Below are 24762 nucleotides of genomic sequence, written 5' to 3' on the forward strand. Positions count from 1 at the left end.
CTCAGTTGAAGCGATATCTCGGCCTGGTGATCCGGGGTGCCGGCATGGGCGCCGCCGACGCCGTTCCCGGCGTCTCGGGCGGCACCATCGCCTTCATCACCGGCATCTACGAGGAGCTGATCCACACCATCAAGCGCTTCGGCCCCAGCGCCTTCGGCGCCTGGCGCCGCGGCGGGGTGGCGGGGCTCGTCGCCCACCTCAACCTGGCCTTCCTGGTGCCGCTGCTGGCGGGCATCCTGGTGAGCCTGGTCAGCGTCGCCCACCTGGTGGTGTGGCTCATGGAGGATCACCCGCTGCTGCTCAACGGCTTCTTCTTCGGCCTGGTGCTGGCCTCGGCGCTGGTGGTCAGCCGCCATCCCGCCGACTGGAAGTGGTGGCACATCGCGCCATTGGTGGCCGGGCTGCTGCTGGCCCATGGCCTGCCCGCACTGATGCCGCTGGTCAGCGAGCTAGGCAGCCGCGAGACCATGCTGGTGGTGGGCGGGGCCATCGCCATCAGCGCCATGATCCTGCCCGGCGTCTCGGGCAGCTTCCTGCTGCTGACCATGGGGCTCTACGGCACCGTGATGGATGGCATCCGCGGCTTCGACCTGGGGCTGATCGGCCTGTTCGGGGCGGGCTGCGCGGCGGGGCTCTTCGCCTTCTCGCGGCTGCTCTCCTGGCTGCTCGACCGTCACCACACCGCGACCCTGCAGCTGCTGGTGGGCTTCATCGTGGGGTCGCTGCCGGTACTCTGGCCGTGGCGGGAACTGGTACGCTACCAGCTCGGCCCCGAGGGACAGATGATTCCGCTGGATTTCCGCTACCTGACACCTGGCGACTATGCCCTGCTCACCGGCGATGCCCCCCAGTTGCTGGCCGTGACGGCCCTGATGCTGGCGGGGGCGGCCACGGTGCTGCTGATCGACCACGGCGGTCGGCACGCCACCCGGTCGCGTCCGGCCGGCGGGGCCACCACACATGGGGCAAGCCCCGACGGGGCGAACAAGGAGGAAGGCTCTGATGCGTAAGGTATTGATGATTTCGGGGCTGGCCCTGGCGATAGCCGGCTGCGCCAGCCAGCAGGAGGCCCCCCGGCAGGTGCCGGTGCGCGACCTCTCGGCCAGCCGTGCCGACGACGCGGCCAGCCACTACACGGTGGAGCGGGGCGATACCCTCTACGGGATCGCCTGGCGCCACGACATGGACTACCGCGACCTGGCGCGCCTCAACCGCATCGGCCCGCCCTACCGCATCGAGCCGGGCCAGCGCCTGGTGCTCGACCCCGAGGCCGCCCGCGGCGAGGCCGGCGCCGACGTTGACGCCGGCAGCGCGGTGGCGGTGGCCACGCCCCTCGGTGGTGCCCAGCCCCAGGACGACGCGGACGACATGGGCTGGCTGCTGCCCAGCGGCGAGACCGAGGCGCGGCGGTCGTCAGGCGAGCCCCTCTCGGGCGATGCGGCAGCGGGCGGCGTCGCGGACGCAGAAAGCGACCAAGGCCCGGGGCCGGTCTACTCGCCGGACAGCCCCGGCGCCGATGGCAGCCTGAGCGAGCGTGACCTGGCCGAGCGCAGTGAGCGTGATGCCGCCACCGAGACGGCCGACGTCGCCGACCAGACCCAAGACGTGGCCGAGGCCGCAGCCGAGGAGGAGCCCGACCGGGAGAGTGCCGACGAGGCGTCGAGCGAGGCGGCCGCCGAGACCGATGCCGGCACCGCCGTGGCCGGCGGCACCCAGGGCGCCGATCGCGATTCGCGCACCTACACCCCGGTGGCCGAGGTGCCCTGGCAGTGGCCCGTCGACGGCGAGGTGGTGGGGCGTTTCGGCGACGGCGGCACCATCACCGCCGGCATTGATATCGCCGGGCAAAAGGGGCAACCTGTCAAGGCGGCGGGACCGGGCATCGTGGTCTATGCGGGCAGCGGCGTACGGGGGTACGGCCAGCTGATCCTGCTCAAGCACAACGACCAGTTCCTCAGCGCCTACGCCCACAACGACTCCCTGCGAGTCCGTGAGAATGACGTGGTCGAGGCTGGCGAGGTGATCGCCACCATGGGCGACAGCGATGCCGAGAGCGTCAGGCTCCACTTCGAGGTGCGCAAGGATGGTCAGCCCCAGGACCCACTGGAGTATCTGCCACCACGCTGATGCCTCGCCCCGGTGGGCTCGCCCACCGAGTGTCACACAATAATAATCGGTAGCGCCGATGCTTCTCGGCATCGGCCACAGGACGCAAGCACGGGGTAGCCATCGATGAGCATGCTTGAACGGGACCTTCAGGATGTGGATCTTGACGCGCTCGAGGAGAAGGAGGACGAGATCGTCGATAGCATCGACGACGAGACCCGCGAGGAGGACGAGGCCGCCTTCGAGAAGGCGTTGAATCGCGAGGACCGCTACAGTCACCAGAGCCTCGACGCCACTCAGATCTACCTCAACGAGATCGGTTTCTCGCCGCTGCTCACCCCCGAGGAGGAGGTCTTCTACGGCCGCCTGGCCCAGAAAGGGGATCCGCTGGGCCGTTCGCGGATGATCGAGTCCAACCTGCGCCTGGTGGTCAAGATCGCCCGGCGCTACCTCAACCGCGGCCTGTCGCTGCTCGATCTGATCGAGGAGGGCAACCTCGGCCTGATCCGCGCGGTAGAGAAGTTCGATCCCGAGCGCGGCTTCCGCTTCTCCACCTACGCCACCTGGTGGATCCGCCAGACCATCGAGCGGGCGCTGATGAACCAGACCCGCACGATTCGCCTGCCGATCCATGTGGTCAAGGAGCTCAACATCTACCTGCGCGCGGCCCGCGAGCTGACCCAGAAGCTCGACCACGAGGCCACCGCGGAGGAGATCGCCGAACACCTCGACAAGCCGGTGGCGACGGTCAAGAAGATGATGGGGCTCAACGAGCGCATCTCCTCGGTGGACTACCCGGTGGGCGGCGACAGCGACAAGCCGCTGATCGAGACCCTGGCCGACGACAACGAGCACGGCCCCGAGTCCAGCCTGCTGGATGGCGACGTCAAGCAGCATGTCGACGAGTGGCTCTCCGAGCTCACCGATAAGCAGCGCGAGGTGGTGGTGCGCCGCTTCGGCCTGCGCGGCCACGAGGCCGCCACCCTGGAACAGGTGGGCGAGGAGATCGGCCTGACCCGGGAGCGGGTGCGCCAGATTCAGGTCGAGGCGCTTAAGAAGCTGCGTCGGGTGCTGGAGAAGCAGGGCCTCAACCTGGAGGCCATCTTCGAGTAGTGGGTAGAGATTCCTGCTGGAATGCTCCCTTCCTTTAGCGTGATCACAAGGAAAACCGCCGTCGATACGGCGGTTTCTTCCGTGATTTCGCCGTCCATTCCGAAGATAATGCCGGGTTGTTCCGTTCGCTGACCTGGAGTTCGCCATGGCCCGGCCGCTGACCGCCGAGATCGACCTCGACGCCCTGCGCCACAACTACCGTCTCGCCTGCGAGTGCTCGCCCGAGAGCCGCTGCGTCGCCGTGCTAAAGGCCGACGCCTACGGCCACGGCGCGGTGGCCTGCGCCCGTGCCCTGGAGGGGCTCGCCCCGGCCTTTGCCGTGGCCTGCATCGAGGAGGCGGTGACCCTGCGCGAGGCGGGCATCGCCACCCCCATCGTGCTGCTCGAGGGCATCTTCAGCGCCGATGAGCTTCACCGGGTGGACGAACTGGGCCTGTGGATGGCGGTCCACAGCGACTGGCAGCTCGACGCGCTGCTCGCCCATCGCCCGGCGCGCCCCATCCCGGTGTGGCTCAAGGTGGACTCCGGCATGCATCGCCTGGGCTTCCCGCCCGAGCGGGCCGAGGCGGCCTGGCGTCGCCTGCAGGCCGCCCCCGACCACGCCTGCGACCTGCAGCTGATGAGCCACTTCGCCACCGCCGACCTGGTGGAGGGGGCCTACTTCGAGGCGCAGATGGCGCGCCTGACGGCCCTCGCCGAGCGCCTCGACGCCTCGCTGTGCCTGGCCAACTCGCCGGCCACCCTGGCGCGGCCTTCCGCCCACGGCGCCTGGAACCGCCCCGGGGTGATGCTCTACGGCAGCGACCCGCTGGAGGCCGCCAACGCGGCCAGCCGCCGCCTGGCGCCGGTGATGACGCTGCGCTCGGCGATCATCGCTGTGCGCGAGCTGCCCGCCGGCGAGCCGGTGGGCTACGGCGGGCGCTGGGTGACCCCGCGCCCCTCGCGCATCGGGGTGGTAGCCGCCGGCTACGGCGACGGCTATGACCGCCACGCGGTGGACGGCACCCCGGTGCTGGTCGAGGGGCGGCGCACCAGGATCGCCGGCAAGGTCTCCATGGACATGCTTACCGTGGACCTGACCGACCTTCCCGAGGCCGACATCGGCAGCGAGGTGGTGTTGTGGGGGCGGGCGGCCACCGGCGAGGTGCTCTCGGTGGACGAGGTGGCCCACCACTGCGACACCATCAGCTACACCCTGCTCACCGGGGTGCTGCCCCGGGTGCCGAGGCGCTATCATGGGCAGCCCCGCTAGCTCGACAGGAAGCCCGCATGTCCAGGGACGACGCCTCGACGAACTTCGCCCACCCCCGTTACTGGCCGGTGTGGCTGGCCATCGGCGCCATGCACCTCGTCGCCTGGCTGCCCTGGGGCCTCAAGATCCTGGTCGGCAAGGCGATTGGCCTGGCCGCCTGGCGCTTCGCCCGGCGCCGTCGGCATATCACCGAGACCAACCTGCGGCTCTGCTTCCCCGAACTCGATGAGCAGCAGCACCGGTCGCTGGTCAGGGAGACCTTCATCGCCAACGGCATCGGCATCATGGAGACCGCCACCGCCTGGTGCCGCGACCCGGAGCACCTGCGCCACCGCGTCACCTTCAAGGGCCAGGAGCACATGGCCCGGGTGCAGGCGCAAGGGAAGGGCGCCCTGATCATCGGCGTGCACTTCTCCACCCTCGACCTGGGCGGCGCCCTGCACTCGCTGTTCTTCCCCGCCGACGCCGTCTACCGCCCCCATGACAACCCGCTCTTCGAGCGCTTCATGACCCGGGCGCGCAACCGCATCTTCGGCGAGACCATCGACCGCTTCGACCTGCGCGGCGTGGTGCGCCGCATCAAGGCGGGCCATAGTGTCTGGTACTCGCCGGACCAGGACTTCGGGCGCGACGCCAGCGTGTTCGCTCCCTTCTTCGGCATCCCGGCCGCCACGGTGAAGATGACCGCGCGCATCGCCCGCATGACCGGTGCCCCGGTGATGCCGCTGATCTTCCACCGCAACCCGGACAATCGCACCTACACCCTGGAGTACCTGCCGCCGCTGGAGAATTACCCCAGCGACGACGAGGTGGCCGACGCGGCCAGGGTCAACGCCTTCATCGAGGCCGCCATCCGTCGCCACCCCGAGCAGTACCTGTGGCTGCACCGACGCTTCAAGACCCGTCCCGAGGGCGAGCCGGGGCTCTACTGAGCTCTCTCCACGGCCAAGCTTGCCCTCGGTGGCGGCAGCTGCAGCGGCAGGTCCAGGCGGTGAGCGCCGGTGCTCAGCCGCGCCTCGATGAAATGCCGGTCGAGCGGGTGGCGGGCGGCCTCGGCCAGCGTTTCGATGACCCGCTCGGCGTGGGCCTGCAGCGCCTCCCGTGACTCTCCCTCGGCGAACAGCGAGAGGCTCTTGAGCGCCTTGAGCAGCGCCAGGCCGATGCTCACGTCCTGCCGACCATAGCTCAGGATGGGCTGGAAGAGGCGGTAGAGCAGGTCATCGAAGCGTGCCAGCGGCCAGGTCACCCGCACCCGGCCCTCCGCGTCGAGCAGGCAGTTGCTGGGTTGCCAGCGCAGCTGGCGGGCCAGCAGGTCGGTCAGCCGGTGGATGCAGAGCCGCGCCGTGCCGGGATCGTTGATGCCTGGCGAGAGTGCCTTGATGGCGACCTCCATGAGTTGGCTCATGCCATAGAGATGATGGTCGGCGATCGACTCTCCCTCCAGGTAGGTGAGGGTGGCGCGAGCCTCCGCGCACCAGGCCTCGTCGGGGGCGTCCTCGGCCTCCAGCGACAGGATCGGCAGCCCCTCCACCACATAGTCCCCGAAGCGGAAGTGCAGGGTCACCCGTCCCTCGACGCGTGCCGCCAGCTCGCCCAGGGCGGACAGGTCGGCGTTCTGCAGGTAGCCGGCGCGCCGGGCGTGGATCACATGGCGAGGGTTGTCGGTGGGCACCACGGTAGGCAGGTAGCGCCAGCGCTCGCCCTGCTGACGTGCCTGGAGGCGTTCCAGGGCCAAGCGGGTGGCACGGTGCAGGTCCGAGGCCACGGCATCGATCTGGATCGACTCAGACACGTTGTGAATGAAGTAGACGAACAGCCCCAGGCAGTGGACGACCATGGCACAGGCGAGGTAGATCGCCAGCGAGCGCCAGGTCGTCTCGCCGCCGGCGACATCCGGCACGATCAGCAGCATCAGGATGAACAGGATGGTGCCCAGGTAGTGGCCCAGCACCCACTGGTGGGGCCGTTCGGTGACCAGGCCGAACACCAGCTTATGGGAGAACTGGCCGCCGGCCTGGGAGAGCACCGACATCACCATCGAGAAGCTGAACACCATCAGCGAGATCATGCCGCCGAGCAGGGCCGCCAGCAGCGCGCGGGTCGCCTCCGGCGCTTCCAGGCCCAGGGCGGTGAGCAGGCCCGGCAGCTGCTGGTTGGAGACCGGCAGCAGCAGGGCGGCGAGTCCCAGCAGTGCGTAGACGACCGCCAGCAGGGAGGGCAGGTAGGCGATGCTCTGGCGATAGGCCTTGAGCAGGTGGAGGGGCCAGGAGAGCAGGGCGCGCATGAGTGACTCCTCGCGGAACGAGCCTCCCTTATGGCGCGTCTCGCCGTTCGGGGCAACCCCGCTTGTTACCCACTAGCCATAAGCCATAAGCCGTAAGCCATAAGAAAAGGTTCATCGCACTTTGCCGGGAAACGCGGCACGGATCTTCAGGAAAAAGTACGCCGTGTCGCGGTACCCGTAGGCCATCCGCTTGATGACCTTGATCCGGTTGTTCATCCCCTCCAGCACACTGGTGTTCAGCCGGTGTCGGGTGCTGGATAGGATTCCTTCAAGGTACGGGGCCAGCCGCTTGGCGAAGCGTCCCAGGGCCTCAATGCCGCTGCTGGTGGTCATGTCGTACCATTCCTGCCAAGCGTTTCGGGCGGTGGCCTCGTCATCCGCAAACCACAGGGTCTTGAGCTGGTCCTTGAGCAGGTACGCCGTGGTCAATGACGCATTGGCCGCCAACAGCTCCTCCAACCTCACTGCCTGCTCGGGCTTGAGGTTGTCGGCATTGCGCAGCAGCAACCAGCGGCTGCCCTTGATCACCTTACGGGCGGCCTTGTCGTCGCGCAGCTGATTGGCCTGATCGACGCGGACCCGATCCATCACCTCGCGTCCATACTTGGCCACGACATGGAAACGGTCATAAACCACCTCGGCGTTGGGACACTGGGCCTTCACCTCGAGATCGAAGGCCGAATTCATGTCCATGGCGACCGCCTCGATCTGCTCTCGTGCCTCGCCAAGCCACTCGAAGAAGGGGCGGATCGCCTCACGGGATCGGCCCTCGCCGATCCACACCACCTGCTGGGTGTCGGCGCAGGCGACCACCGTGGCGTAGCGGTGCCCCTTGTGCAGGGCGAACTCGTCCATCATCAGGCGCCGCAGCCGTGTCGGGTCTGGTGCCGGTAGGTCGCGTTGCAGGCGCAGCTTGTCGATGGTTTTGACGGTGTGCCAGTGCAAGCCGACCAGCTCCGCAACATGTCGAATCGGCAGCAGCGTAACCAGACGCTCCACCCACTGGCGCAACGTGGTGGTGACCGGTGAGCGCCCCGGTAACCAGTCGATGCGCTCCCGTGTCGGACCGCAGACAGGGCAGCGAAGGCGGCGTACTGGGACGTTGAGCTCCACCCGGTAGATCAGCAGCGGCGCCTCACGAACGCGCCGGCGATGCACGTCATGTACCAGGAAACAGGCATGGTCGCAGCCGCTGCAGACCGGCGGAATCCGATCATCGGGCTCCAGCTGGAGCCGCAGCGTTTGGGGGGCCAGGAACTCGTGGTGAACGACGGTGAACCCTTTCCAGAACAGGCAGAGCGGGGTAGCATCCATGGCAACGGCGGTATCCGTGAGCAGACGTTTGTGGTGAACATCAGCTTACTCGGATTTACCGCCGTTTCTCTATCCTGCCTTCGCTCCACGCCCCGACCGTTTCACGCCAGTCTGCGAAGAACCTAAGAAAACCCCACAGACACTGGAGTCTGTGGGGTTGGCTTTCTTAAGCGGAACAACAGCTTATAGATTACCGCTCCGGCGAAGCCGGTCAGGCGTCGATCCGCTTGTACTTCATGCGGTGCGGGGTGTCGTCGCCCACGCGCTTCTTGTGGTCCGCCTCGTAATCCGTGTAGTTGCCCTCGAAGAACTCCACGTGGGAGTCGCCCTCGAACGCCAGGATATGGGTGGCGATGCGGTCGAGGAACCAGCGGTCGTGGGAGATCACCATGGCACAGCCGGGGAAGGCCAGCAGCGCCTCCTCGAGGGCCCGCAGGGTCTCGATGTCCAGGTCGTTGGAGGGCTCGTCGAGCAGCAGCACGTTGGCGCCCTGCTTGAGGGTCTGGGCCAGCTGCAGGCGGCCGCGCTCACCGCCGGAGAGCTCGTTCAGCCGCTTCTGCTGGTCGTTGCCCTTGAAGTTGAAGCGCCCCACGTAGGCCCGCGAGGAGACCTCGTAGCCGTTGATGTTGAGGATGTCCTGGCCGTCGGAGACCGCCTCCCACACCGTCTGCTTGTCGTCGAGGCCGTCGCGCAGCTGCTCGACGTAGGCGACATCGACGGTGTCGCCGACCACCACCTCGCCGGCGTCGGGCTGCTCCTTACCGGTGATCAGCTTGAACAGCGTCGACTTGCCCGCGCCGTTGCCGCCGACGATGCCGACGATGGCACCCTTGGGCACGGTGAAGGTCAGCTCCTCGTAGAGCAGCTTGTCATCGAAGGCCTTGGCGACGCCGTGGAACTCGATGACCTTGTCGCCCAGGCGCGGGCCGGGCGGAATGTAGATCTCGTTGGTCTCGTTGCGCTTCTGGAAGTCGCCGGACTGCATCTCCTCGAAGCGGTTGAGGCGCGCCTTGCTCTTGGCCTGGCGGCCCTTGGCGTTGGAACGCACCCACTCGAGCTCGTGCTTGATCGCCTTCTGGCGCGAGGCCTCCTGCTTGGCCTCCTGCTCCAGGCGCTTCTCCTTGGCCTCGAGCCACTGGGAGTAGTTGCCCTCGAAGGGGATGCCCTGGCCGCGGTCGAGCTCGAGGATCCAGCCGGCCACGTTGTCGAGGAAGTAGCGGTCGTGGGTGATCGCCACCACGGTACCGCTGTAGTCGTGCAGGAAGCGCTCCAGCCAGGCCACCGACTCGGCGTCCAGGTGGTTGGTGGGCTCGTCCAGCAGCAGCATGTCGGGGCTCGAGAGCAGCAGCCGGCACAGCGCCACGCGGCGCCGCTCGCCGCCGGAGAGATGACCGACCTGGGCCTCCCAGGGCGGCAGGCGCAGGGCCTCGGCGGCGACCTCGAGCTTGCGCTCCAGGTTGTGGGCGTCGGCGGCCTCGATGATGTTCTCCAGGCGGGCCTGCTCGGCGGCCAGGGCGTCGAAGTCGGCGTCCGGCTCGGCGTAGGCGGCGTAGACGCCGTCGAGCTTCTCCTGGGCCTCCTTGATGCCGGCCAGCGCCTCCTCGACGGTCTCGCGCACGTTCTTGCTATCGTCGAGCTCGGGCTCCTGGGGCAGGTAGCCGACGTTGATGCCCGGCATCGGGCGCGCCTCGCCCTCGTACTCGGTGTCGACGCCGGCCATGATGCGCAGCAGGGTCGACTTGCCGGCGCCGTTGAGGCCCAGCACGCCGATCTTGGCGCCGGGGAAGAAGGAGAGCGAGATGTCCTTGAGGATCTGCTTCTTGGGGGGCACGACCTTGCCCACCCGATTCATGGTGTAGACGTAAGAACCTGTTTGCCCGTGTTTGTCGCCTTTTGCCATCTTAATAACACCTATAGGCTTGTGAATTCATGACTTTAGAAGATTTTTGAGCGCTTGGCGCAAAATAAAAAAAGTTATTTTTAGGTTGGCCACCCTATTATTCTTTACTATACTAAGAAAAGTCAAGTTTTGGGGCGGGGTGGTCATGGGTTGCAAGGTCGTAGAAATAACGTGCAACGGCGCTAGGAGAAAGGTGCTGGTGCAAGAGCACATGCCTCTTTACTACCCGAATCTTTATGTGACTCTTGAGCAGTCGAGTCGGGCATTAAACACACAGCAAAAATATTTAGAGCATATCGGGTTGCTTGAAGACTTTCTTGAGTATGAATCAATTAATCTGATAAAACGCTTGGAAGATCGCCTTAAGTCATGCTATTTAACTGATAGTGAAATTTCAAGATTCGTTGCGGATGCCGCATTAACTAAAAAAACTCTGGATAAAAGGTACGCAGACTTGCGTCTTCTACCAGCGGGCTATGAAACGGTAGGTAGAACTCACGCACAGCAACGTCTTGAAGCTGTGCGTGACTACCTCAAGTTTCTTTATGACAAGCTAGGTGATGAAGCGACACGAGATGCAGCCGTTAATGATGTTGAGCGACGTTTTAATAGAAAAATAAAGGCCGCCAAGCCTGCTTGGAAAAAGAGGAAAAACGAAGAGATGAAAGGGTTGGATAATCAGGAGCGTGCTCGCTTGTTAGAGGTCATGCATCCTGAAAGCTCCAAGAGTCCCTTCGCAAATAAATCGCTGAGGCTGCGTAATTATATTATCCTTCTCCTGGGTCTTGAGCTGGGGCTACGTCGCTCCGAAATGCTGCTTATTAAGCTCAACGATATTCATTGGCACAGCGGGAAACTCTCAGTTGTCAATCTTGAGGATGAGAAAATCGACCCGCGTGCTCTGGCACCACAATTCAAAACCCACGAACGCATGCTGCAAATGAGTGATAACCTTATCTGGGCGCTACAGGAGTATGTAGATACTCACCGTATCATGACGAAGGGGCCGTCTGAGGCGAAAAAAAATCCGTTTTTGCTTGTGTCTCATAGACGAAATGAAGGTAAACCTTTAAGCATCAAAGCGCTGGATGGCGTTTTCCCCCGAGTCGGCAAGGTGGCACCTGAGCTGGCTCACATTCATCCCCATATTCTAAGGCATGACTCGGTCTACACGATGCTTGAAAGCATGCGCGAGGAGCTTGAAAAGCTCACGCCAGAGGATCGCACAACTCAAGTTCAAAAGACCCTCACTTGGATGTTTGGGTGGAGTCCTGAATCGAGCATGCCGGGACTCTACGGGGCGAAGTTCTGGAAAGAAGAAGCAGATAAGGCAATGAAAACACGCTCGGGTAGATTCAAGGTGACCAGGAAGGGTGATGAGGCTGAAATTTTCAAGGGATACGCAGAATGAATATAGCTGCTGCCGCACTTCAATCACCGACAGAGGACACTCTCGATGCTTGGCTGAATACACCTCGACTCGCCAAATGCGGCGAGTTTTTCACTCCCTCTGAACCAAGGTGGTGGCCTGATAGCTCAGTTAACATCTCGATCAATTGGCAAGCCGCAATCGCTTGTGTTCCGTCCGACTGGCAACGCTGGTTACACGCCGCCTTAGCCTACCGCATGGTGGAGGTCTCACAGGGGACTATGGTACTCGCTACTTCAGTTCTGTCGCGCGCGGCACAGGTAGGGCTTGATCCCCTCAATGAGTATCACGTGATCGATTTGCGCGAACGGTTTAATATGGGAGAATTTTCCGCGCTGACCGGTTTCATGAAATTTTGGCAAGAGTGTGAATCGCTTGAACAGCGACCATCACAAGCCCTGATTGATGCTTATGACACACTACCCAGAAAGAAGTGTCCCCGAAATGATGTCATCTTGCGCTTAGATCCTGAACAGGGGCCGTTCACGCAGGTGGAGCAAGACGCCCTACACCAGTGGGCGCATGAGCAGTTCTGTCACGGCAATTTGGATCCTGAGCACTACCTCTATTTGCGTCTGTTGATGATCTACGGGCAGCGTGGTGTGCAACTACGGATGATGGTCTTTAACGACTTTGTCAAAACCGAACGGGGCTATCAGGTTAGAATCTTCTGGGCGAAGCAGAAAGATAATGATGCGGGATGGAGAGAAAAATCCGAGACCTTCAGCTTAGATGAGGATCTTTACAATCTCGTGCAGGCCTATCGGTCGATTGTCCTCGCTCGACTTGAGCAGGAATATCCTGGTCGAGCCGATTGGGATAAAGCGATTGCGAATGTGCCACTCTTTCGTCGCAAGCTGGAAAATAGAGCAGTTGGTAGAGAGCTGCTCCCCGTAATAGTTGACATGCCTGATCACACTTCGTTGGAGCAGGAACCTAAGGCGAAGTTTCATGCTTCCGCTAGTGTTATAAGATCTTGGCTGTTGCAAATGGAGAGGAGGCCTGACTTTCCCATTTCTTCGCGCACCCATCAGCCTCTTAAAATCAGCAAGGGGCATCGTTTCAGGCACACGCTCGGTACCGATCTCTCGAATGCAGGGCTGGATGAGTGGTCAATAGCTAGCGCATTGATGCATTCTGATACATATACTGTTCGTAAATATCGAGCAGTATCGGCAGAGCTGATGAAGCTAATTGACGAGAAGATGAGCGACCATCTCGCGATTGTCGTGAGAGCGTTTACAGGTACCATCGTGAAAGATCGCGCTTCAGCCAAAAATGGAGATCGAGTGAATCGCCAGATTGAGGATTTGGCCGTCTGTGGTGCCGATGCAGCTTGCCATCTTGACGCCCCATTCACATGCTACGGATGCAGCAAATTTCAGCCACTTCTTGATGCGGATCACATTGCCGCACTTGATCGGTTGGAACGCCGCCGTGCGCAAACCATCGCCACCGATAAAACTACAGGTGTGCTCTGGGACCGTTCCATTCTGGCGTGTCGAAAGGTAATTATCGATTGCTACGCGCTGCGTGAATCAGGCAAGTTAGGCGGAGGTGACGCATGAGTAATATCATCGATTTTAAACCCCAGATTCACCTTGAAGCCGCCGCGCAACTGGATGCCTTTATCGCGTGGGCGAAAGCCACTTTGCCCAAGGGCGTTCCTAATCAACGAGTCCATTCAGGAATACGGTGGGATATGGAGTCGTGGCATAAATCGGGAGTTGTCAGTTGCTCTTTCACGGCACATGGAGCACCTAGATATTCGAAGGCAAAAGACAAAAAATATATGCAGCCGCCGTTCATAGATTTCGCCAAAGCGATAGTTGTTTATTATAGAGTGTTTCTAGGAAAGAAGTCGGTGAGGGAGTGGCTCACTGCGGCCAAGGTTCTTGAGGTTGCGCTGGTCGAATTGTCTGGAACACGAGATGTGACAAGAGTGTCGGCTGCTATCTGCAACAGGGCCTGTGAGCACTTCAAGAACGACTATCCTCGCGGCGACACTGCATACAATAATGGCAAAAGTCTCGAAAAAATAGTCCAGTTGATGAGGGATAAAGGGTTGCTTGCCAACCCCTTTCGATGGTCTTCGCCGCTGCGAATGAAGTCCCCAGCTACGCTGAAGGAGCAGAAGAAAAATCGCGACAAAAAATTGCCGAGCCGTGAAGCCATTATAGCCTTGGGGGAGTTATTTAATAACGACCTGACCAGTCCGCTGGATATTATAACTACATCAGCGTGTGTCCTCTTGCTCAGTCAGCCTAGCCGCATCGGAGAATTAGTCGATGTTGAGCATGACTGTTTGGTGTTTAAAGAGGATGCTGATGGTGGTCAGCGCATGTTCCTGCGATGGTACGCTGAGAAAGGTTTTGGAGCGACGGTTAAGCCCGTTGTGACCGGCATGGAGATTTCGGTGGAGCGTGCCCTCAAGCTGTTGGAACCGATCACTGATGAGGCGCGCAATTATGCAGCATGGCTCGAAGATCATCCCGAAAAATATCCGCCCCATGAAGGTGTGCCCCTAAAAGGTCTAGATGAACCGCTCTCGTATGATGAGGCCTGTGCTGCGCTAAAGTTGAAGTTTGGTGTGCTGACATCGCCGCGATCCGCTTTTAAGGATGGTTTTCTCGACTCTCTGGAAAAAAATAAATCATTAAGCCCTGATGCACAGTTTTTGCTCGATGATATACGAGCAGGTTGGGATACCAGTAATGGGAAGCGAATTTATTTGAATGGCAAGCTCAATCACTACGTATTTAACGATAGTGCGGTCATTACGTTGCGAAAACTTAATATCTTAATGCGTGAAAAGTATCTTCCTAAAAACTTCCCGTTTACCTCGCCTGCAGCAGATGGCAAGAAACGCGTGAAGTACCGCGACGCATTGTTTACAGTACGAACGGGGAGTCTGCCTGATGAGACAAAGAAGAGGAGAGACGTAATGGCCCGTGACTTTGGAGTGGAGATCGCTGCCAAACCTTCTCGATTGTCGGGGCAATTAGGAGGTGATCGGAAGATGCAGAGTATTTTCGAGCGTCACGGATACAAGGGCATTAAGGTAAATACGCATGCTTTCCGCCACGAGCTGAATACTGAGATGCACCGAGCAGGACTTTCACAACTTTTGATCGATGCATTTTCTGGACGCACTAGTATGGGCTCGGTCTACAATCATGAGACCGTCGAGGAGCGTACCCAAAGGGTTGCGCACTATCACCCCAAGACCAAGCACAGCAATGCGGCTCAGAGACTGGAGAAGGTCAAAACAAATCAACCTTTGAGTCTCAGTGATGTGAAGGATCTCCATGAGGGTGATCAGGACCTAGTCATCCATCAGACACACGTTGGGATCTGTGTGCACAACTTTGCCTCCGAACCCTGTCCGAAAATGGGGGCCTGCTTGACATGCGGGAAGCTGGGTTGTGTTAAGGGTGATGATGTGAAGCTCGCAAATCTCAAAGAAGAGCGCGCGGACCTTAAGCGCCGCTATGAAAAAGCGCTTGATGCCAAGTCTCGCGACATCTTTGGGGCCTCGGAGTGGGTCAAAAAAGTGGGTATGGATCTCTATAAGTGTAACGCGCTGATCCGAACCTTGGAGAATCCCGAACTCGAAAACGGCGACATCGTGTGGAACGTCGATAATGGTTGGACACTGACAAACAATGCCGCAGCAATGGCCGGGCTGATGGATGCCAACGTTATCGAAGATAAAAACGAGCAGCTGCCGTCGTTGGATGAGTTGTCAGCAATGTTAGACGATATTGAGGTGTAACTGTGGGGCATTTAACGAAGAAAGATGAAGCTAATATCATCAAGCTGATTGAAGAGTGGTCTGGGCCTAAGCTGACTTGGCCTCTTCTGGTTGAGGCCTGCAAAGCCAAGCTCAACATTAGTCGTGCTCGCCAGTCTTTGATGAAGTTGCCAGCAGTGGATATGGCAATGAAGGATCGCAAGGCGGCGCTTAAAGCATCAACTTCGAAGCCGGGCTGGGTTAAGGATATTCAGCAGGCAAATGAGCGTATTGAAAAGCTGACTGAAGCGAATCAGCAGCTCAAAATGGTTAACAAGAAACTTCTTGAGCGCTTCATTATTTGGCAGGCCAATGCGGATATGCATGGCGTATCTCAAACGAAGTTGGATCGACCGCTGGTTCAGTTCAGGAAGTAGTTTGGAAGGCGCTTTGGTGACCTGTTTGCATGTAAGCTTAGGAGTATAGGGTGCGGGCTTTCTGGCTCTTCGTTGGCGTTGACTAACTTGCCATGTGATAATCTCAATCTATGCATGAGATTAACGAGCTTTCCGCCATTGGGTGGGGAAGATAAATCTCCATAGATTCTGGCACTTTTTCTACGAGCTAAAGCCTTGTGAATACTCACACCCATGACTTCCACTACGACTCCGACCTCATCGGTGGCTCGCTCATGGTCCGCGAGAGCCGCATTGTGGCGGAGCTGCTGCTGGCTGGCGTCGATGACGCGGCCTGGAAGGCGGCCATTCTCGACGAGAATCGCCTCCAGAAGGCGCGGCCGGCCACGGCCAGGCGCATGGCCCAGGCAATTCGCAAGCGCCTTGAGCGGCTTCCTAAGCCGTTCTGGCAGGTGTTGAGCGATGGGGATGACCAGCTGGCCACCCAGGTGGCGTTCTGCGCGGCGCTGGCCCGCAATCTGCTGCTGGTGGAGTTCCTGGAGACGGTGGTGGCCGATGCCTTCGTGACCCAAGCCGAGCGCCTTGAGCCGTACCAGTGGGATGACTTCCTCGCTGATCGTGCCTACCGCGATCCGGTCATCAACGGCTGGACCGCTTCCTCTAGACGAAAGATGGGTCAGGTGGCCTTTCGCATGCTATCCGAAGTAGGCTTGATGGAGAGTGCGCGTAGCCGCCGGCTGCGTCCGCTGATGCTGCGGCCCGAGGTAGTGACCCTGCTGGAAAGGCACCACCTGATTCGGCTGCTGGACTGCCTGAGTGCCCTGGGACCGCGTTGAACGCCATGGACCCGGGCTGGCGGTAGCGTGCCCGAAAGCCCGCTATCCACCACAGGCCGCGGCACAAAGCATTATAAAACGCTCAATCATAACGAAAAGAACGACACCGGACGCAAGGATGAGAGCCGTATGTCACCGCTCACGCAGGGGCCGTCCCACCGCGAAGATCCTCACCTGAAGGATCGCCTCAACCAGATCGCCGAGAAGATCACCAGCCCGGCTTTCCTCTCCGGCCAGGGCCTGGGCAACGAGATCGGCTTCTGGATCTTCGACTATCCCCCCGAGCACGAACTGCAGGTTCGTGAGTACCTCACCTTCCTGGAAGGGGTACTGTCCCGTCAGCACAGCGAGCTGACGGTCGACCACGTCAACCTGCTGCGCGTGCTGCGCGACTATCTCCATGAGCGTGGCTTTCTCGATAAGGCCATCGCCATGCAGCAGACCAAGGGCGATGCGGCGCTGCTCAAGGCGCTGCGCGGCCCGCTGCACATGGACAAGTTCGCCCCCTTCCTTATCCGACACGCGCTGTCGGACGACCCCGATATCATTCTTTTGTCAGGCGTGGGTAGCGTCTGGCCGGTGATGCGTGCCCACAGTTTGCTCAATGCGCTGCATGGCAGGCTCGGCCACAAGCCGTTGGTGCTCTTCTATCCTGGCCGCTATGACGGCCAGAGCCTGGCCCTCTTCGACCAGATCGCCAGTAACCACTACTACCGGGCGTTTTCTCTCGTGCCGTGACGCATGGGCGCCCGGCTCAGTCAGTCCCCAGGGAACTCTCGATCTGAAGGCCAGCCGGCAGCCGTGCTGCGCTGGCACCCGCTTTGTTGACCGCCTTGCCCCACCACGGGAGCGAGGCGTTGCCCGTTAAGGAATCGATCGGACATGCGTATCCAGGACCTCTTCCAGAAACCCTTGAACCGCCCCATCAACGGGGTGGTGAAGGCCGACCAGAAGGACCGTGAGACAGTCTACCAGGAGCTCGACGAGTACGTGGTGACCAACGAGCTGGAGAAGCACTTCCGCGCCTTCTTCGAGTCCTACGCCACGCCGCTCAGCGATCCCTCCATCGCCAACCGCGTCGGGGTGTGGATCTCGGGCTTCTTCGGCTCCGGTAAGTCGCACTTCCTCAAGGCGCTGTCGTATCTGCTGGCCAACATCGAGGCCGAGGATGAGGCCGGCAACCATCGCCGCGCCGCCGAGTTCTTCGACGAGCACAAGCTCCATGACCCGATGATCCGCGCCGACATCACCAAGGCGGTGCAGCAGCCGGCGGATGTCATCCTGTTCAACATCGACAGCAAGGCGAGCTCCAACGACGGCGGCAACCCGATCCTCAACGTCTTCCTGCGGGTGTTCAACGAGTACCAGGGCTTCAGCGGCGACCACCCGCATATCGCCCACATGGAGCGCCACCTGGCCCAGCGCGGCGTGCTGGAACGCTTCAAGGCGGCCTTCCAGGAGGCCAGCGGCATGGTCTGGGAGGAGGAGCGCGACGGCTTCCAGTTCTATCAGGACGACATCGAGCAGGCGATCAGCCAAGCCCTGGATCTCTCGCCGGAGGCGGCCCACAAGTGGTTCGAGGATTCCGAGGAGACCTTCAGCGTCTCGGTGGAGAACTTCTGCCGCTGGGTGAAGGAGTACCTGGACGCGAAGTCTCCCACCCAGCGTATCGTCTTCATGGTGGATGAGGTGGGTCAGTTCATCGGCAGCAACACCCGCCTGATGCTGACCCTGCAGACGCTGACCGAAAACCTCGGCACCATCTGCGGCGGTCGCGCCTGGATCGTGGTCACCTCCCAGGCCGACATGGACGCCGTGCTCGGCGAGATGACCGCCGCCAAGGCTAACGACTTCTCCAAGATCGCCGGTCGCTTCAAGACTCGCCTGTCGCTGTCGAGCTCAAACTCCGACGAGGTGATCCGCAAGCGCCTGCTGGCCAAGAAACCGGAAGCGCGCGACGAGCTGGCCCAGGTGTTCGAGGCCAAGGGTGCGGTGCTGCGCAACCAGCTGACCTTCGACCGCTCCGGCCCCACGCTCAGGAACGTCGACGGCGTAGAGAGCTTCATCGCTAACTATCCCTTCGTGCCGTACCACTTCCAGTTGGTCCAGAAGGTCTTCGAGGAGATCCGCAAGGTCGGCGCCACCGGGGCCCACCTGGCCTATGGCGAGCGTTCCATGCTCGACGCCTTCCAGATGGCCGCCAAGGCGGTGGGTGACCAGGAGGTCGGTGCCCTGGTGCCAATGCATAGCTTCTACCGTGCCGTGGAAGGGTTCCTCGATACCGCGGTGAAGCGCACTATCGACCAGGCCAGCGAGAACGTCGCGCTGGATGACTTCGACGTCGAGATCCTGCGCACCCTGTTCATGATCCGCTACGTGGATCTGGTCAAGGGCACCCTCGACAACCTGGTTACGCTCTCCATTACCCGCATCGACGACGACCGCCTGGCGATCCGCGAGCGCCTGGAGGGCACCCTAGCGCGGCTGGAGAAGGAGAGCCTGGTCACCCGCAATGGCGAGGAGTACCTGTTCCTCACCAACGAGGAGCGTGACATCACGCGCAAGATCAAGGCCACCGAGATCACCAGCAGCGACGAGAACAAGCTGCTGGCCGAGATGATCTACAAGGACCGCCTGCGCGACCGCAACAAGTACCGCTATCCGCTCAACAAGACCGACTACACCATCGGCCGCTACCTGGATGGCCACACCATCGACGGCCGCTTCCAGAGCCAGCTACGCGTCGAGGTGGTCTCGCCGCTGGATATCGATTACGTCCAGAGCTACTCGGTCCAGAACGGCGAAGCGGGCTGCATCCACCGCAGCAACGAGAACCAGGGCCAGGTGCTGATCCGTCTCGGCGACAACAAGGCCTTCTTCGACGACCTGCGCACCACCCTCAAGACCGAGAAGTACATCCGCCTGAACGCCGCCTCCGGCGACAGCAGCGTGGAGCGTATCCTTGCCGACCGCGGTCGCGAGAACCAGGAGCGTCGCAAGCACCTGCTGGTGCGCTTGGAGGATATGCTGCTGGAGGCCGACGTCTACGCCCTGGGCCAGAAGCTCGACATCAACAGCAGCAGCCTGAACACCCGTCTCGACGACGCCTGCCAGTACCTGCTGGAGAACACCTACAGCAAGCTCGGCTACCTGCAGGTGCTCAACCCCGACCCCATGCGCGAGCTCCTCGCGGTGATGACCGCCGACGACATCGGTCAGCAGGCCATCGAGCTCGACGGCGAGGAAGGCAACCCCCAGGCGGTGCGTGAGGTGGAGCAGTACATTGGCCTGCATGGCGGCGAGCCGGTGCCGCTCAACCCGCTGCTGGAGCGCTTCAACAACCGCCCCTTCGGCTGGCCGGTGGAGGAGACCCTGCTGATCCTCGGGCGGCTGTATGCCGCAGGAAGGCTCACCTTCCACACCGCCGGCCCGGCACTGCCCGGCAAGGAAGCCTTCGAGCTCCTCAACAATAGCCGGCGACGCAGCGAGGTGCGCATCCAGAAGAAGCGCCAGACCGACGACGCCGTGCTGCGCCAGGTGCGTAACCTCACCAAGGACCTGTTCACCAAGCTCGGGCCCTCCAGCGAGACCGAGCTCTACGCCTTCTACGTCGAGCAGTTCAGCATCTGGAAGAAGGACCTGGAGGCCTATCGCAGCAAGACCGAGGTGAGCCGCTTCCCAGGGCGTGCCGCCATCGACAGCACCCTCAAGGAGGTCGAGCGCCTGCTGCGCATCGATGACAGCTTTGACTTCTTCAAGGCGGTGGCCGATCAGCAGGAGGATCTCCTCGATCTCGAAGAGGAGTACCGCGACCTCCATGAGTTCTTCACCAAGCAGCTCACCACCTGGAAGCAGCTGGACCAGGCGCTGACCCGTTTCAAGCCCAACCGCACGGCGCTGGAGAAGGAGCCCGAGGCAAAGGCGGCCCTGGGCGAGCTGGACCGCATCTACGCCTCCGAGGCGCCCTACGCCATGCTGCAAAAGGTCTCCGGCCTGGTCCAGACCGTCGAGGAGATCAACTGCCGGCTGTTGGAGCAGAAGCGCGAGCATGCCATTGGCCTGATCGACAAGCGCATCGCCCGGATCAGCGCGGAGATCGTCAAGAGCGGTATCGGCACCCCGGAACTTAGTAACCGCTTGCTACGCCCGCTGCAGCTGCTCAAGTCGGAGATCGAAGCGGCCACCAGCATTGCCCAGATCTACCTGCTGCAGGGCGATACCGCCAATGACCGCGAGCAGGAGAGCCTCGACGAGCTTCACCGCGAACAGCAGGCCGAAGCCGAACGCCAGCGTGCCGCAAGCCGGAAGGCGGATAACGGCAGCAAGCCCGACCGGGATGCCAAGCCTGCCGGCGAGGGCGGCTCATCCGAGGGCGACGGCGGCCGCGATACCGGCACGCCGCCCGGTGAAGTGCGCGAGCCTGTGCCCACCCGAGTCGCCGCACCCAAGCCGGTGGCCAACGTCAGCGTCAGCCAGGTGCTCAGCCGCACCCATGAAGGCGTCTACCTGGAGAGCCAGCAGGAGGTCGATGCCTTCCTGGATGCGCTCAAACGCGAGCTCGACGACGCCATCCAGGCCAACAAGCGCATTCGCATCCGCTAAGCCGCCGCTCTACCGGGCTGACCTGTCCCTCAGCGCACGGGGCTGCCACGCTCAATTTGCCAACCCTTCGGCAACCCGCACGATCAGGAATCCAGCATGAACACAGGGAATATCAAGAAGTTCGCCCCCAAGGCGCGTACCCGCTTCATTGAGACCATGACCCGCCAGGCCGCCCGCTACGGGATCAGCTCTGGTCACAAGGGCGAGGGCCACGTGGCGCCCACCGAGGTACGTGGCGACGTGATGCTGATAAGCGCCCTGGATGGCCAGACCCACAGTTTTCCCAAGGCGCTGCGCGGCCCCCGCGAGGCGCTGGCCAAGTGGGTGACCCAGCTGGGCTTCGAGCAGGCCATGGAGCAGGCCGCCTACAGCTGGTTCAACCGCCTGTGCGCGATCCGCTTCATGGAGCTCAAGGGCTATCTGGATCATGGCCGGCGGGTGCTCTCCCACCCGGACCATGAGGGCGGCTTCCAGATCCTTGATGACTGCCTGGAGATCGACCTGCCCGGGCTGGATACCGCCCGGGTGCGCGAGCTCAAGCTCGATGGCACCCAGGACGAGGCGCTCTACCGCGAGCTGCTGCTGGCCCAGTGTCATGCCCTGCATGAGGCCATGCCCTTCCTGTTTGAGCCGCTGGACGATGCCAGCGAGCTGCTGCTGCCGAACAACCTGACCAAGACCGACTCGCTGATCCGTGAGCTGGTGGAGGCGATCCCTGAGGAGGACTGGCATGACGTCGAGGTGATCGGCTGGCTCTACCAGTTCTACATCGCCGAGAAGAAGGACCAGGTGATCGGCAAGGTGGTGAAGAGCGAAGATATTCCCGCCGCCACCCAGCTGTTCACCCCCAACTGGATCGTTCAGTACCTGGTGCAGAACTCCGTGGGACGCCAGTGGCTGCAGACCTACCCGGATTCTCCCCTCAAGGGCGAGATGCCCTACTACATCGAGCCCGCCGAGCAGGAGCCCGAGGTGCAGGCCCAACTGGACGCCATCACCCCGGCCAGCATCGACCCCGAGACCATCAAGGTGCTCGACCCCGCCTGTGGCTCCGGCCATATCCTGGTCGAGGCCTACAACGTGCTGAAGGCGATCTACGAGGAACGCGGCTACCGCTCCCGGGACATCCCCAAGCTGATCCTGGAGAACAACCTGTTCGGCCTGGATATCGACGACCGCGCCGCCCAGCTTGCCGGCTTCGCGCTGCTGATGAAGGCCCGGGAAGACGACAGGCGCATTTTCAGCCGTGGCATCCGCCTCAACGTCATGGCCTTGCAGAGCACCCAGCACCTCGATGCCAGCACCTTGTGGCGCGATCTCAACCTCTCCGGCGACTGGCACCAGGGCCAGTCCCAGAGCCTGTTTGAGAGCGAGCAGAAAGAACTCTCCAGCAACGACAGCACCTACAAGGCTATCGTCGACCTGATCGAGCTCTTCCAGGACGCCAAGACCTTCGGCTCGCTGATCGAAGTGCCCAACAGCTTCGAAGTCCCGCTCAAGACACTGATGGAGGTGCTATCCGAGCGGAGCAGCAGTGGCGACACCATGCAGAAGACCGCTGCCAGGCAGCTGGTACCGATTGTGCAGCAGGCGTGGGTATTGGCGCAGCGCTACGATGCTGTGGTGGCGAATCCACCGTATATGGGCAGCAAAGGCATGAACAAAGCGCTGAAAGACTACGCTAAAACTGCCTATCCCAACAGCAAGTCGGATCTGTTCGCGATTTTTATGGAGCATGGGTTCAGTCTGCTGAACGAAAACGCCTTTAATGCCATGGTCACCATGCAAAGCTGGATGTTCCTGTCCAGCTACGAAAAGATGCGTGAAGCGCTGCTGGAAAACAGCACCATTGAAACCATGGTGCATATGGGCAACGGCGTAATGAAAATCGCCTTTGGTACCAACGCCACCGTGTTTCGAAATTGCTATATCTCTGGAATGAAAGTCTCGTTCTCTTATGCAGAAGCTGGCGATATTAGCGATCAAGGCGAGCCATATGAGTTTCCGGTTAAGAACGAGCGACTGAAAGCCGTGGCGCCGGATGATTTCAAGAAGATTCCAGGGAGTCCAGTGGCGTATTGGATTGGAGCCAGTTTTGCAAAAACATTCGACCAACCAAAGCTTGATGAGATAATTACAACCGAAGGGCAAAATAAAACTGCAAATAATGATAAATATGTCAGGATGTGGTGGGAAGTTTCGCGCCAAAAAATCGGGCAAGATAAAATGTGGATTACTTACGCTAAAGGCGGTGAGTATAGGAAGTGGTTTGGTAATATGCAGCATGTGGTAGATTGGTCTGAAGAAGCAAGAGTTCATTATAGAAAAGATAGTTCGTGTAGGATTGTTGGAGAAAATTTTTGGTATAAAGAAGGGCTTACTTGGACTGATATAACCTCAGGGGGGGCATCATTTAGATACCTTCCAGAAGGAGGTACTTTTGATATGTCAGGACCGACAGCTTTCTTTGAGAGCAGAGATGAAATTTATAGAACGCTACCACTACTAAACTCAAGCTACACCGCTTATCTTTTACCTATTATCAATCCAACACTTCATGCACAGTTGCGTGACATCAAGTCAATTCCGCAGCTAAACAAAGTCAGGTATAATGATAGGTGTATATTTATTGGTAAAGAATGTTCAAAAATCACCAAGCATGACTGGGACGAATATGAAGGGTCGCTAGATTTCAAAGAAAACAGCTTAGTGGAAAAGATATCTTTTGAGAACAATGCAAAAGAGAGCTATCAGAACATAAGAGGTGAGTGGATAAGCAAAGTAGACGAGATTAGGCACCTGGAAGAAGAGAATAATTCTCTCTTTGTAAAAGTCTACAACCTACAAAATGAGTTGAAAATTGAAGTTCCGTTAGAAGATGTAACGCTCACCTGCAATCCTTACTACCGCTATGGCGGCAACCGTCCGGAAGAAGAACTGGAAAACCTGCTCCAGTGCGACACTCTCAAAGAGCTGGTGAGCTACGCAATCGGCTGCATGATGGGCCGCTACTCTTTAGAAAAACCCGGCCTGATCCTCGCCAGTCAGGGCGAAACCGTCCGCGATTACTTCGCTCAGATCCCTGAGCCAAGCTTTTCCCCGGATGACAACGCCATCATCCCGCTCACTGATCAGGAATGGTTCACTGACGATGCCACCAACCGTTTCCGTGACTTTGTCCGTACCGTCTGGGGTGATGAGCATCTCCAGGAAAACCTCGATTTCGTGGCTGAGAGCCTTTGCCTGCACGCTATCAAGCCCAAGAAGGGTGAGGCAGCTCTGGACACCATCCGCCGCTACCTGAGTACGCAGTTCTACAAGGATCACCTGCGCACCTACAAGAAGCGCCCCATCTATTGGCTGTTCAGCTCCGGCAAGCAGAAAGCCTTCGAGTGCCTGGTCTACCTACACCGCTACAACGAGAGCACCCTCGCCGAGATGCGTACCGACTATGTAATCCCGCTCAGCACCAAGCTCGCCAGTTACGTAGAGAAACTGGAGCAGAACAAGGAGCGTAGCGCCTCCGCCGCCGAAGCCAAGCGCATCGAGAAGGAGCTGAGCAAGCTCTACAAGCAGCAGGCCGAGCTTAATGCCTTCGACGAGAAGCTGCGCCACTATGCCGACCAGCGGATCTCACTGGATCTCGATGATGGGGTGAAGGTGAACTATGGGAAGTTTGGGGATTTGTTGGCGGAAGTGAAGGCAGTGACAGGCGAGAAGCCAAAATGAGATGCACGAGCCACGTTATATCATTGCGCGGTATTATGAATATATAAT

16 protein-coding genes are annotated in these 24762 nt (G+C 60.5%); 13 read left to right on the top strand and 3 right to left on the bottom strand.

Going from position 1 to position 24762, the window contains the following annotated elements; all coding sequences use genetic code 11:
* Window positions 1-5 precede the first annotated feature (5 nt).
* The 5 genes from BLP95_RS01520 to lpxL all read left to right on the top strand — a co-directional run bounded on the left by BLP95_RS01520 (window position 6) and on the right by lpxL (window position 5403).
* A complete protein-coding gene (locus tag BLP95_RS01520) occupies window positions 6-1010 on the top strand; it encodes a DUF368 domain-containing protein (RefSeq protein WP_089676444.1) in 1005 nt (334 codons plus the stop codon).
* Entirely contained in the window at window positions 1003-2127 is a 1125-nt protein-coding gene (locus BLP95_RS01525) for a peptidoglycan DD-metalloendopeptidase family protein (protein ID WP_089676447.1), read from the top strand. Before BLP95_RS01520 ends, BLP95_RS01525 begins: the two co-directional genes overlap by 8 nt.
* A 105-nt stretch (window positions 2128-2232) precedes the next feature.
* Complete coding sequence (gene rpoS, locus BLP95_RS01530) at window positions 2233-3219, top strand: RNA polymerase sigma factor RpoS (protein ID WP_089676448.1); 987 nt, start codon at window positions 2233-2235, stop codon at window positions 3217-3219.
* A 145-nt stretch (window positions 3220-3364) separates the two neighbouring features.
* On the top strand, window positions 3365-4471 hold the full coding sequence (gene alr / locus BLP95_RS01535) for an alanine racemase (protein WP_089676449.1): 1107 nt from the start codon (window positions 3365-3367) through the stop codon (window positions 4469-4471).
* A gap of 17 nt (window positions 4472-4488) precedes the next feature.
* A complete protein-coding gene (gene lpxL, locus BLP95_RS01540) occupies window positions 4489-5403 on the top strand; it encodes an LpxL/LpxP family Kdo(2)-lipid IV(A) lauroyl/palmitoleoyl acyltransferase (RefSeq protein ID WP_089676451.1) in 915 nt (304 codons plus the stop codon).
* On the opposite strand, the gene BLP95_RS01545 is transcribed toward lpxL, so the two are convergent.
* The 3 genes from BLP95_RS01545 to ettA all read right to left on the bottom strand — a co-directional run bounded on the left by BLP95_RS01545 (window position 5397) and on the right by ettA (window position 9969).
* On the bottom strand, window positions 5397-6755 hold the full coding sequence (locus BLP95_RS01545) for a DUF2254 domain-containing protein (protein ID WP_089676453.1): 1359 nt from the start codon (window positions 6753-6755) through the stop codon (window positions 5397-5399). The genes lpxL and BLP95_RS01545 overlap by 7 nt on opposite strands.
* A gap of 111 nt (window positions 6756-6866) precedes the next feature.
* Entirely contained in the window at window positions 6867-8069 is a 1203-nt protein-coding gene (locus tag BLP95_RS01550; RefSeq protein ID WP_089676455.1) for an ISL3 family transposase, read from the bottom strand.
* A 211-nt stretch (window positions 8070-8280) separates the two neighbouring features.
* Complete coding sequence (gene ettA, locus BLP95_RS01555) at window positions 8281-9969, bottom strand: energy-dependent translational throttle protein EttA (RefSeq protein WP_089676457.1); 1689 nt, start codon at window positions 9967-9969, stop codon at window positions 8281-8283.
* Between the two features lie 199 nt (window positions 9970-10168).
* Between ettA and BLP95_RS01560 the strand changes: the two genes are divergently transcribed.
* From BLP95_RS01560 to pglX, 8 genes are all read left to right on the top strand, one after another.
* Window positions 10169-11380 carry a site-specific integrase gene (locus BLP95_RS01560; protein ID WP_245678654.1) on the top strand — a complete coding sequence of 404 codons (1212 nt, stop codon included), beginning with the start codon at window positions 10169-10171 and terminating at the stop codon, window positions 11378-11380.
* Window positions 11377-12966, top strand: coding sequence for a site-specific integrase (locus tag BLP95_RS01565; RefSeq protein ID WP_089676461.1), 1590 nt, complete (start codon window positions 11377-11379; stop codon window positions 12964-12966). Before BLP95_RS01560 ends, BLP95_RS01565 begins: the two co-directional genes overlap by 4 nt.
* Window positions 12963-15173, top strand: coding sequence for a hypothetical protein (locus tag BLP95_RS01570; protein ID WP_089676463.1), 2211 nt, complete (start codon window positions 12963-12965; stop codon window positions 15171-15173). The genes BLP95_RS01565 and BLP95_RS01570 overlap by 4 nt, the downstream gene beginning before the upstream one ends.
* Before the next feature lie 2 nt (window positions 15174-15175).
* Window positions 15176-15568 carry a hypothetical protein gene (locus BLP95_RS01575; protein ID WP_089676466.1) on the top strand — a complete coding sequence of 131 codons (393 nt, stop codon included), beginning with the start codon at window positions 15176-15178 and terminating at the stop codon, window positions 15566-15568.
* A 197-nt stretch (window positions 15569-15765) separates the two neighbouring features.
* Window positions 15766-16383, top strand: coding sequence for a DUF1819 family protein (locus BLP95_RS01580; protein WP_245678655.1), 618 nt, complete (start codon window positions 15766-15768; stop codon window positions 16381-16383).
* A gap of 129 nt (window positions 16384-16512) precedes the next feature.
* Complete coding sequence (locus tag BLP95_RS01585; RefSeq protein ID WP_089676468.1) at window positions 16513-17121, top strand: DUF1788 domain-containing protein; 609 nt, start codon at window positions 16513-16515, stop codon at window positions 17119-17121.
* 144 nt (window positions 17122-17265) lie between these two features.
* Window positions 17266-20985 carry a BREX system P-loop protein BrxC gene (brxC, locus tag BLP95_RS01590; protein ID WP_089676470.1) on the top strand — a complete coding sequence of 1240 codons (3720 nt, stop codon included), beginning with the start codon at window positions 17266-17268 and terminating at the stop codon, window positions 20983-20985.
* A 96-nt stretch (window positions 20986-21081) separates the two neighbouring features.
* The gene (pglX, locus tag BLP95_RS01595; protein ID WP_089676472.1) at window positions 21082-24714 is read left to right on the top strand and encodes a BREX-1 system adenine-specific DNA-methyltransferase PglX; all 3633 of its coding nucleotides are present in this window, start codon (window positions 21082-21084) and stop codon (window positions 24712-24714) included.
* Window positions 24715-24762 lie beyond the last annotated feature (48 nt).

This window comes from Halomonas shengliensis (genome assembly GCF_900104135.1).
Classification (GTDB): Bacteria; Pseudomonadota; Gammaproteobacteria; order Pseudomonadales; family Halomonadaceae; genus Halomonas; species Halomonas shengliensis.

What these genes read in the sequence shown, in the direction of transcription:
- BLP95_RS01525 (WP_089676447.1), top strand. Translation starts at nt 1,003, where the DNA reads ATGCGTAAGGTATTGATGATTTCGGGGCTGGCCCTGGCGATAGCCGGC.
- rpoS (WP_089676448.1), top strand. Translation starts at nt 2,233, where the DNA reads ATGAGCATGCTTGAACGGGACCTTCAGGATGTGGATCTTGACGCGCTC.
- alr (WP_089676449.1), top strand. Translation starts at nt 3,365, where the DNA reads ATGGCCCGGCCGCTGACCGCCGAGATCGACCTCGACGCCCTGCGCCAC.
- lpxL (WP_089676451.1), top strand. Translation starts at nt 4,489, where the DNA reads ATGTCCAGGGACGACGCCTCGACGAACTTCGCCCACCCCCGTTACTGG.
- BLP95_RS01545 (WP_089676453.1), bottom strand. Translation starts at nt 6,755, where the DNA reads ATGCGCGCCCTGCTCTCCTGGCCCCTCCACCTGCTCAAGGCCTATCGC.
- BLP95_RS01550 (WP_089676455.1), bottom strand. Translation starts at nt 8,069, where the DNA reads ATGGATGCTACCCCGCTCTGCCTGTTCTGGAAAGGGTTCACCGTCGTT.
- ettA (WP_089676457.1), bottom strand. Translation starts at nt 9,969, where the DNA reads ATGGCAAAAGGCGACAAACACGGGCAAACAGGTTCTTACGTCTACACC.
- BLP95_RS01565 (WP_089676461.1), top strand. Translation starts at nt 11,377, where the DNA reads ATGAATATAGCTGCTGCCGCACTTCAATCACCGACAGAGGACACTCTC.
- BLP95_RS01570 (WP_089676463.1), top strand. Translation starts at nt 12,963, where the DNA reads ATGAGTAATATCATCGATTTTAAACCCCAGATTCACCTTGAAGCCGCC.
- BLP95_RS01585 (WP_089676468.1), top strand. Translation starts at nt 16,513, where the DNA reads ATGTCACCGCTCACGCAGGGGCCGTCCCACCGCGAAGATCCTCACCTG.
- brxC (WP_089676470.1), top strand. Translation starts at nt 17,266, where the DNA reads ATGCGTATCCAGGACCTCTTCCAGAAACCCTTGAACCGCCCCATCAAC.
- pglX (WP_089676472.1), top strand. Translation starts at nt 21,082, where the DNA reads ATGAACACAGGGAATATCAAGAAGTTCGCCCCCAAGGCGCGTACCCGC.